Raw genomic sequence first — 8,900 nt, forward strand, 5'->3', positions numbered from 1 at the left:
TTTCGTGCAGGTCAGAGCCGTGTGGCGTGGACTCCATGACAGTGGATATCAGGGTCATCCGAGCCGGTCAGATGTACCGCTACTACCTGCGCCAGACCGTTGTCGGCGACGGCCGCCGCCCGGCGCGCACGCCGCTGCGCGCCGCCCAGGAGCAGGCCGGTGTCCCGGTCGGGCGATGGATGGGCCGCGGGCTGGCCGTGCTCGGTCTTGCGCCGGGTGAGGAGGTCACCGAGGCGCAGCTGCGGAACCTGTTCGGCGAGCGGGGCCGGCACCCGGACGCGGACCGGATTGAGGCCGACCGGCTCGCCGCGGGTGCCTCCCCGAAGAAGGCGTTCAAGGCCGGCGCCCTCGGGCGCCGGGTGATGGTCACGGGTGTCGACTTCGTCTTCCGGCCGCAGCCGACGATCTACCTGCTGTGGGCGCTGGGGGATGAGGAGACCCGGCGGGTGATCGAGGCCGCGCACGAGCGGGCGATCGAGCGGGTGCTGGTGTGGATCGAGGACGAGGTGGCGGTGATCCGGTACGGCAAGGACGGCATCTACCGGGTGCGGCCGCCCGGCGGTCTGGTCGCCGCGCGCTTCCGCCACTACGAGGCGCGCTCCGGGATGCCGCTGCTCCATGACCATCTGCTGCTGTCGGTGAAGGGGCAGCGCCTGGACGGGAAGTGGGGCTCGATCCACTCCCTGGCCCTGCACGAGAACACCGTGGCCGCCTCCGCGCTCTACAACGAGCTCGTGGCCGCGGAGGTCTGCGAGGCGCTGGGGCTGGCGACCGAGCCGCGCACCGTCACCCCGGGGCGCCGGCCGGTGATGGAGATTGCCGGAGTGCCGCACGAGCTGATCCGCTGGACCTCCCGGCGCAGCGACCAGATCGCCGCCTGCCTGGCCGAGCTGGAGCACGAGTACGTCACCGCCGTCGACGACGACGGTGGGCCGAGGTTCCTGCCCGTGGTCTCCGAGCGGGCCCGCGTCAAGCTGAACCAGATCGCCGCCCGCAAGACCCGCCCGCCCAAGCAGAAGACCCGGCCGCTCGTGCAGCTGCGCGCGTGGTGGAAGACGAGCGCGATCCTCACATCCGGGGTGGCCGTCGACAACATCACCTCGCTCCTCGAGTGCGCCCGCGCCGCGGCTGCGGCGATCCGGGCCCGGATCGCCGCCGTGGTCGACGTCGCCCTGGCGGCCGTCGACGTCGCCGCGACCGTGTTCGTGATGAACGACGGCGGCCGCTTCCACCGCAGGCACCTGCTCGCCGAAGCCCGACGCCACCTCGCCCTCGTCCTGCGCGGCCGCCGCCGCGACCCCGGTCTGGACGACCGGATCGTGGCCGCCTCCATCTCCACCCACTGCCTGGACATCAGCGAGCCGAAGACCGTACGCGGCCTGGAGGCCGGCTACCGCCTCTACACCGCCCGGTGGTCCCTGTCCGACCTCCCCGCCCGCCGCCGCCCACCCACCCCCGCCCCCGGCCCGGACCGGGAATCCCCGGCCGATCCCGGCGAGCCGGCTGCGCCACGGCCCCCGGGCCAGGACGCGGGGGAGTGGGAGATCCCCCGCATCCCGCTCCAGTACGAGCGCGCCGTCCTCGCCTCTGCGGTGGTCCGGGAGAAGCTGCGCACCACCACCGCCGCCGTGCGGGGCTGGGCGTACGACGTCGCCCGGCACCAGCAGGCGGCGATGCCCGAGCAACTGCTCGCGCCCGCGGCCGCCGACCCCGAGCACGACGACCAAGAGCCGGAGGTTGGCCCCCGAGAGGCGGTGGACCTGACGGCGCTGCGAGCCCTGCGGGAATCCCGCACGGACGTGGAAGCCCTCGATCTCACGGCCGAACGCCTGCGCCACCTCGGGGAGGCATTCACCGCGGCGGCCGACCGGGCTCGTACGACGATGGACCGCTACGCGCACCGCGACGGTGCCGAGAAGCCGCCCCCGGTGTGCCGGGACGATCAGCAGGCGCACCGCCCGCCGGAGCCCGGACCGCACCGGGGCCGGGCGGCCGGCGACTGAGCGCACCCCGATGTCACACACCCAGTGCGGTCTGGTGCGCACCGACGATGTTCGGCGTCCACTCCACCGAGTGGAGTCCACCGGCCGGAAGTGGACGCCACCGTGCTCCGCATCTGCTCCACCGAGTGGAGCCCACTGGGTGCAGTAGCCGACATCGTGTGGTGGTCGCCTGCAGGTTGAACGACGGACGGGTGACGAGTAGCTGCTGCGTGTGCGGCTGTGTCCGTGGGTGTTGTCAGTGCCCTGCGCTACGGTCGTCTCCCCTGTGAAGGGGTGCTCCGTTCCCGCCTGGCCTCCATCTCAGGCCGGGCGGGAACGGGCTGGCACGCGCCCCCTACTTTCTCGGCACGGGGGCCGTGCCTCTTCCGGATGGAAGGGCGACACCAAGGTGTCCTGTCTCCATCTGACGGCGTTGCCGACGGGATTGCAAGGAAAACCGGGAACTTCACCCGTGAGGCTCCTCTCGGCGTGCGCTACGTGCCCTTGAACGGTCATCTCCGGCCGTCGAGCTGACCGTCCGCGACTCCTAATGTTCCGTGATTCGGTGATCACGTGGCGTAGCGCCTCATGGTCGGTCCATGCTGAAGGCCCCTCAACCGCGGATCGGCACCCGCTGGTTGGGCGGGTTCCTGTTGACGTGGTCTCCGGATGGCTGCGGCATGACACGAAGAGGGTGTGATGAATACCAGGAAGATAGCGCTGACGCTGGCAGCGATGGTGTTCGCCTGGAGCATGGCGATGGCGGCGATGGGCCACGCGGCGCTGATCGCTTCGCTGGCCCCCGTCCTGGGCCTGACGGTGAACCAGGTCCTGCGCGGGCTCCGCTCACCGACCGCGCCGGTCTCCGGGTACCGCGGGGCGACGGTGTCCCACAAGGAGGACGGCGCCCCGTGACGACGTCGTTCAACGCGCCGGGGCCGGCCTCCGAGCCCGTCCCGGTCCGACCCGGCCGCAAACTCGGCCCCATCGCCGACACCGTCGGCAGCTTCCACCGGGCCTGGCTGGAGCCGACCCGCGAGCGCTACCTCGCCAGCGGCCGTACCCTCAGAGAGCTGAGCCCGTGTGTCCCGCTGGCCAGTTCCAAGCTCTCCGAGCTGCTGCGCGGCGTGGGCCACTACCCGCGCTGGGAGGTCATCCACAGCCTGTCCGCCGTGCTGGACATCCCCAGCTGGCCCCTGCAGCGACTCTGGAAGCAGGCCGCCCTGGACACTGGCAAAAGCCGCGACTGGGTCGACCGGTCCGCCAAGAGGGGCCCCCTGGCCACCGACCAGTCCGAGCCGCCGCTGGAACACGACGCCCTGCGCTCGAGGCTGGAGGAGAACTACCGCCGCTACGCCGAGGCATTCCTCTCGGGCGAGGCACTCGAAGCAGCGGTGGAGGGCACCTTCGACCGCTTGTGGCTGTCCTTCGAGCACGCGCTCGCCAGCCCCGACCACCGCCGCTACGCCTGGGACATCCTGCGCTCCACCGTGGCGGCCAAAGCGGACTACCGGGACCAGTGGCCCGTACTGGCCGACGCTGCCTTCGACACCGTCGCCCTGCGAGCCGAGACCTCGCCGGAGGGCCAGGCGGCCCAGCTGACGGAGAGTCTGGAGCTGTTCACCGCGATGAGCAGACTGCCCCCCGCCCAGCTCGACGTCATGGTGCTGCGGCGCGTGTGCGGGTTCACGCCCGACAAGGTCTCCGACCTCCTCGGCATCTCGCTGGCCGCCGTACGGTCCGATGAGCGCCACGCCGAACGATTCCTGGAGCACACCATCGAGCTGCCGCCCGAGACCGGAGGACCCACGCCATGACATTGCTCGAAGACATCCTGTCCAGGGCACTGCTCGTCCGCGACCGCGCCGTGCCCCGCGATACCGTCCCGCCCCGTGACGCCGGTCTCCACGACCGGCCGGCCGTCACACCGGGCCAGACACCGAGGGCATCGGCGGACACGACCGCGGACGCGGCCGAGGACCTGCGCGCGCTGTGCGAGACCCTGGTCACCCACACCCCAGCCACCGCCGTCGCTGACTTCGTCACCGACCAGGTACCCGAGCCCCGCAGCGCGCTGATCCTGGCCTGCGTCCTGCAGCTGACCGACACCGATGAAGGCGCTCGGTTCTGGTGGCAGTACGCCGCCGGCGCCGGCCTGCCCGCCGCGGCCTACTGCCTCTACCTCCACCACCTCGCCCTGGGCGAGACCCACACCGCCCGCTGGTGGCACAACCAGACCGACGACGTCCGGCCCCAGACCGCCCCCGTACGCACCACCATTCACCAGGACGACAAGCCCATCGTCCTCCACCACGACGACAAAGCCTCAACCACCACGATCCTGCGCGTCCTGCGCCGCCTGGCCCGACACGCCACCCGCACCCGCTCCGCCGTGGTCATCGAGCTGATGGACTACATGCCCACCGCCGTCGCCGTCGGCTACCTCCGCGAACCCGAAAGCGAACTTCCCCTGCCCGGACCCCACTTCGCCTGCGAGATCCGCGCCCTGCTGGATGCGGCCGCCGAATGGCCAGGCCAGCCCAGCGACCGCCCGGCCCACCACCACGAGTGCCTTCGCCTGCGGCGGGATGCCTCCCGCGCCGCAGTGCGGGTCCACCGCCAGGTCGACGAGGCCGCGACCCACTGAGGAAGACGTACTGAACTGTGCCCCCGGAATCCTCCGGGGGCACAGTTCCATTTTGCTCGCCCTGGAAGGCGTCACCTTCTCCTGGCACCTGGGGGCCGCGAGACGTGCGTAACGGTGAGCAAGACTCGCAAGCCCCCGGCCAAGGCCGCCTTCAAGGCCCCAAGGTGCGCGAGATGGTGGCCGCCAAGGAGTCCGCGCCCACCATCGGGATCGGCTCCGCAGGGCGGATCGTCTCCGTTGACCTGGACGCGGAGTCCCCGCGGCGTCTCCGGCAGGACGCCGCCGGGATCGCGGACGCTGCATTGAACGGTGCGGTCTGTCAGCGACCCGTGATCAGGTCTACGGCCGCACGATCGGCCTTGCCGAGACGGGATGGGTTCATCACGCGGACAAGCGTGTGCCGGCGGCCGTCGACCAACTCGGCGACGAGCATGGTGGTGACGGGGTCGCCGCTCTCCGTCGCGGTGAGCAGCACTCGCGTATCTGCGTCATTGCCTTTGACGACCTTGATGGAATAGTCCAGCTCTGTAGGACCGTAGTCCATCGTCATCCGAGGGCAGGACCGCGCGGCGTCCGCGAGGGCGGGCCCGGGAGAGCCTGATGGGCCCTGGCTCCATTTCCTGACCAACAGGTAGGAGCTGCGGCGCCGGGCGTGGCGGTACCCGGAGACGTCGTCGTGACCGTTCTGGCGGTTCAACATCTCGAACAGGGGACGACAGGACCGCGGAGAGACATCGCCGGTCTCGCTCTCTGCACCTGAGAGTGTCGGCTCGGCCTTCCAGCCAGCCTCTGTCAGCTTGTCGCGCACTTGGGCCTCGCCGGCACAGCCGACGAGGCCCAGCGCGATGCCCGCTATGAGGGCGGGAATCATCTTCCGGTCGTACACCTGTCACCTAAGATAGTCGGCCAGGTCAGGGTTGTGCTGCGCAGCGAGGTCGATGAGCTCGCCGACGTCCAGAGCCTCCGCGGTCTGTCCCGTCAGGTGCGCCTCCACCGGTGGAGCCATCGGCAGCATCTCCGGAGACCTGCTGTCCGGCTCGACCTCGTGACGGTCGAGCTCCCGATCAACGAGGAATCTCCGGTAGACCACCACTGCCAGCGCCAGGTCCTTCGTTGACAATGCCTGCGCACCGCGGGAGCGTGCGATCTCTCCTGCAATATTCAGGAGTTCGAACGCCCCGTCCGTCATCTCTCTCATTTAACCCCTTCGCCACAGCATCCGAGTGGGAGAGTAGTACGCAGGCAGCTGCCAAACGTTGCCATGCTGGCCGTAGTGCTTTCCCCGTGTCCTGTAACGCCAGTTACCGATACGCTTGGTCGACGTGTCGTTCACATGGATCATCACACGGCCGGGGCGGCCGCTGCCATGGCTGTGACTGGTGACGCCGGCTCCCTGGTTCCTCCAGTCACCGCCTCGGAAGATCTGCAACTGCGCCTGGGTGTTGGCCTCGTCCAGCTTATCGGTGCACATCACCTGTACGTAGCCCTTGAGCGAGTTGGCTCCGGGCGAGTACGGGGTCCCGGCGCGGTGGTTCCAGTGGCAGGAGACGTGGTGCGCGGGCCCCGGTGTCGCAGCGACGCTAGGCGTCGCGAATCCGACTGCTATCAGACCAGCGGCCACCGAGATGGACGCAGCCTTCTTCATTCCAATCATCAATTTCCCCCTTGTGAAGATCGGTTGACGAAAAGCTAGCATGAGCGAGCGTCCCCCCTCCAGGAATTAAAGACACTTTCGGTGGCAGGGCTTAATGATGGATAGCCTTCCGCTTGGGAAATGATTCGGGAATTAACCATTCCAATGATTCGGGAATTGACTATTCCGGGATTCTGGTTTCCGCAAGGGGGAGCAAACGTGGCGCCAGGCTGCTTCCGCCTCTACCGCCGCAGCTGAGGCCCAGGGCGTGGCAGGCACCCCGACCCGGAGGTGGTGGGCGAGTTACCTGCAGGGGGAGCCGCGCAAGCCCCGGCGGACACCGCCAGGGGAGAGCTCGGCTCGGACCGTTCCTGTGCAGTCGGCGCTCTCCGTAACGACTGGGAGAAGTCCGGTGGGAGTCACCTGACTTGATTGAGATGATGCACCGTCACGGAGAATTCACCGTGTGTCCTCTACTGGCATAGACCGGTCGGGAGCACGCTGGGGGCGAGGCCACCCTCCTCAACCCACCCCATCCGGGAGCACCCCATGCGAAGACCCCTCCGTCGCGGCTTCCCCGCCGCGCTGGCCACAGCAGCCCTCACCGCAGCCCTCACCCTGGTCGGCACCAGCCCGGCGCAGGCGGCACTGCCCACTCCCGTCAGCGCTGCCACCGCCCGCACCTACCTGGCGTCCCTCACCGTCGCCGCCGAGCGTCCGCGGACCGGCTACAGCCGGGACCTCTTCCCGCACTGGATCACCATCAGCGGCACCTGCAACACCCGCGAAACCATCCTCAAGCGCGACGGCACCTACGTGGTCACCAACTCCTCCTGCGCAGCCACCAGCGGCAGCTGGTACTCCCCGTACGACGGCGCGACCTGGACCGCCGCCTCCGACGTGGACATCGACCACCTCATCCCCCTCGCCGAAGCCTGGGATTCAGGTGCCGGCACCTGGACAACTGCCAAACGCCAGGCCCTGGCCAACGACCTCACCCGCCCCCAGCTCCTCGCGGTGACCGACAACGTCAACCAGGCCAAGAGCGACCAGGACCCAGCCACCTGGTGGCCCTCCCGCACCGCCTACCGCTGCACCTACGCCCGCGCCTGGGTCCAGGTCAAGCACCACTACGGCCTCTCCGTTGACTCCGCGGAAAAGAACGCCCTGTCCTCAGTCCTCAACGGCTGCTGACCGTTCGAGGAAACCAGACAGCAGAAGCGCCGCGTCTCGGCCTCTGAGCTCGGCCCCGACACGGCGCACCGCTCGTACCTGATCGGGAGCCAGCGGGCAGGGGAGTGGTGGCCGAGAGGCACCGTAGCTGCTGTCCAAAGCCGGCTGACTACCGATCGCCCAGCGGAAGGCCGCTCTCTCCACCGTCGCCCCGCGCACTTCCCACACAGACGGGGTGACAATGGCAGGGTCGCGCACACCGCCGACCGGACCGCACGTGCTGCTGACGTGGAACCGGGCCCCCGACACGTTCGATTGTGGGCGCTGGCCAATTCCCAGGAGAGACACACGATGCCCATCCTGAGTCATCGAGAAGTCGAGGTGCATGTCGAGTTCTACGCCTTGTGGGCGGAGGACGCGGATGAGGAGGAGCGCGGCGAGAGCCCTGAGCCCGGGATGGCGCTCCTGGAGTCCCGGGAGGGGCGGCTCATCTTCAGGAGCGGTGGCCATACACACTGCGCCGCCTTCACCGTCGAGGTGTGGGACGAGGCTCCGCCGCAGGACGGGCGGGACTGGGAGGCGAGCGCGGAGACGGAGTGGTTCTGCCGGTCGGGAAGGGTGTCGCTTTGGTCGTATGGCGGCCCCAGCGAACCGGTGGTGGACCTGGGTGCGGCAGGAAAGCTGTGGCGGACACGGGCCTACGTCACCGGACAGGAACAGGTACGGGAACTCGCCCAGCAGGAGGTCCCCGTGAAGGTGGAGCGCTTCCTGGTGCAGTTCTGGCCGGCATGAAGCCGCGGCGACTTCAAGGGGGCAAGCCCGGGCTCTTCGCGATTCAGGAGCCGACGGGCTTCTGCCCGGCCTCCAGATGCTTGAGGGCGGTGCGGGCCGCGACTCGGTCCGGGCCGGACAGGCTGGACCAGAAGTCATGGGTGAGCACAGTCTCGGTGAGTCCCAGCTCCCGGTGGCGCAGCTCCTTCACGCGCGCCTGGTCGTCCTCGGTCCAGCCGGGGCTCTCGGGGCGCTCGCGGCTGGACCAGTAGCCGTCCTCCTTAGTCTGCCGGAAACCGGGTGCGGGCTCGACCGACCACGGCAGCGTTGCCAGAAATGCCGAGAGCTCGGCGCGGACCTGGTCCAGCTGCTGCTGCGCGGTGACCAGGTCATCAGGGAAGGCGTATCCAGCCATGCCAGAACAATACAGCTGTTCGAATCCTGGTTCGGGCGCCACACGCTACGCCGGAGGATGGTTGCTGGGCCTCGCCCGGTTGGCCGCCGTGTACGGCGAGCCCACGGTCCCCGTCGGTGTCTCCGGCCCGCCGCCGGAGATACCAGCTTCGGCGGCGGGCCGGGAGTCACAGCCCGAGCATTTTGCGTACCGCGGCTTCCGGGTCTATGCCCAGCATGTGCGCGATGAGGAGGCCGAACAGGATGTGCGCGGTGAGTGCGCCGGCTTTGTTCGCGAAGC

At 69.3% G+C, this 8,900-nt stretch carries 9 protein-coding genes; 6 read left to right on the forward strand and 3 right to left on the reverse strand.

The annotated features are described in order from the left end of the window. The first annotated feature begins 35 nt into the window (after nt 1–35). The 4 genes from mobF (at nt 36) to AC3EQ1_RS20035 (ending at nt 4,629) form a co-directional block, all read left to right on the forward strand. A complete protein-coding gene (gene mobF, locus AC3EQ1_RS20020; RefSeq protein ID WP_432095697.1) occupies nt 36–2,003 on the forward strand; it encodes a MobF family relaxase in 1,968 nt (655 codons plus the stop codon). 678 nt (nt 2,004–2,681) lie between these two features. Further along, the gene (locus AC3EQ1_RS20025; protein ID WP_432095698.1) at nt 2,682–2,897 is read left to right on the forward strand and encodes a hypothetical protein; all 216 of its coding nucleotides are present in this window, start codon (nt 2,682–2,684) and stop codon (nt 2,895–2,897) included. Further along, entirely contained in the window at nt 2,894–3,799 is a 906-nt protein-coding gene (locus AC3EQ1_RS20030; protein WP_432095699.1) for a sigma-70 family RNA polymerase sigma factor, read from the forward strand. The genes AC3EQ1_RS20025 and AC3EQ1_RS20030 overlap by 4 nt, the downstream gene beginning before the upstream one ends. Further along, on the forward strand, nt 3,796–4,629 hold the full coding sequence (locus AC3EQ1_RS20035) for a hypothetical protein (RefSeq protein ID WP_432095700.1): 834 nt from the start codon (nt 3,796–3,798) through the stop codon (nt 4,627–4,629). Before AC3EQ1_RS20030 ends, AC3EQ1_RS20035 begins: the two co-directional genes overlap by 4 nt. Before the next feature lie 319 nt (nt 4,630–4,948). Here AC3EQ1_RS20035 and AC3EQ1_RS20040 read toward each other — a convergent pair whose 3' ends face one another. Both AC3EQ1_RS20040 and AC3EQ1_RS20045 read right to left on the reverse strand, forming a co-directional pair. Next, nucleotides 4,949–5,515, reverse strand: coding sequence for a hypothetical protein (locus AC3EQ1_RS20040; protein ID WP_432095701.1), 567 nt, complete (start codon nt 5,513–5,515; stop codon nt 4,949–4,951). 3 nt (nt 5,516–5,518) lie between these two features. Next, the gene (locus AC3EQ1_RS20045; protein ID WP_432095702.1) at nt 5,519–5,749 is read right to left on the reverse strand and encodes a hypothetical protein; all 231 of its coding nucleotides are present in this window, start codon (nt 5,747–5,749) and stop codon (nt 5,519–5,521) included. A gap of 1,062 nt (nt 5,750–6,811) precedes the next feature. On the opposite strand from AC3EQ1_RS20045, the gene AC3EQ1_RS20050 reads away from it, so the two are divergent. Together AC3EQ1_RS20050 and AC3EQ1_RS20055 are read left to right on the forward strand one after the other, a co-directional pair. Continuing rightward, nucleotides 6,812–7,456, forward strand: a complete 645-nt coding sequence (locus tag AC3EQ1_RS20050; protein WP_432095703.1) for an HNH endonuclease family protein — start codon at nt 6,812–6,814, stop codon at nt 7,454–7,456. 330 nt (nt 7,457–7,786) lie between these two features. Beyond that, complete coding sequence (locus AC3EQ1_RS20055; RefSeq protein WP_432095704.1) at nt 7,787–8,227, forward strand: hypothetical protein; 441 nt, start codon at nt 7,787–7,789, stop codon at nt 8,225–8,227. A 43-nt stretch (nt 8,228–8,270) separates the two neighbouring features. Here the strand turns inward: AC3EQ1_RS20055 and AC3EQ1_RS20060 are convergent, their stop codons facing one another. After that, nucleotides 8,271–8,621, reverse strand: coding sequence for a hypothetical protein (locus AC3EQ1_RS20060; RefSeq protein ID WP_432095705.1), 351 nt, complete (start codon nt 8,619–8,621; stop codon nt 8,271–8,273). Nucleotides 8,622–8,900 lie beyond the last annotated feature (279 nt).

It is taken from the genome of Streptomyces sp. bgisy100, from assembly GCF_057709105.1.

What these genes read in the sequence shown, in the direction of transcription:
- AC3EQ1_RS20060 (WP_432095705.1), bottom strand. Translation starts at nt 8,621, where the DNA reads ATGGCTGGATACGCCTTCCCTGATGACCTGGTCACCGCGCAGCAGCAG.
- AC3EQ1_RS20025 (WP_432095698.1), top strand. Translation starts at nt 2,682, where the DNA reads ATGAATACCAGGAAGATAGCGCTGACGCTGGCAGCGATGGTGTTCGCC.
- mobF (WP_432095697.1), top strand. Translation starts at nt 36, where the DNA reads ATGACAGTGGATATCAGGGTCATCCGAGCCGGTCAGATGTACCGCTAC.
- AC3EQ1_RS20035 (WP_432095700.1), top strand. Translation starts at nt 3,796, where the DNA reads ATGACATTGCTCGAAGACATCCTGTCCAGGGCACTGCTCGTCCGCGAC.
- AC3EQ1_RS20055 (WP_432095704.1), top strand. Translation starts at nt 7,787, where the DNA reads ATGCCCATCCTGAGTCATCGAGAAGTCGAGGTGCATGTCGAGTTCTAC.
- AC3EQ1_RS20050 (WP_432095703.1), top strand. Translation starts at nt 6,812, where the DNA reads ATGCGAAGACCCCTCCGTCGCGGCTTCCCCGCCGCGCTGGCCACAGCA.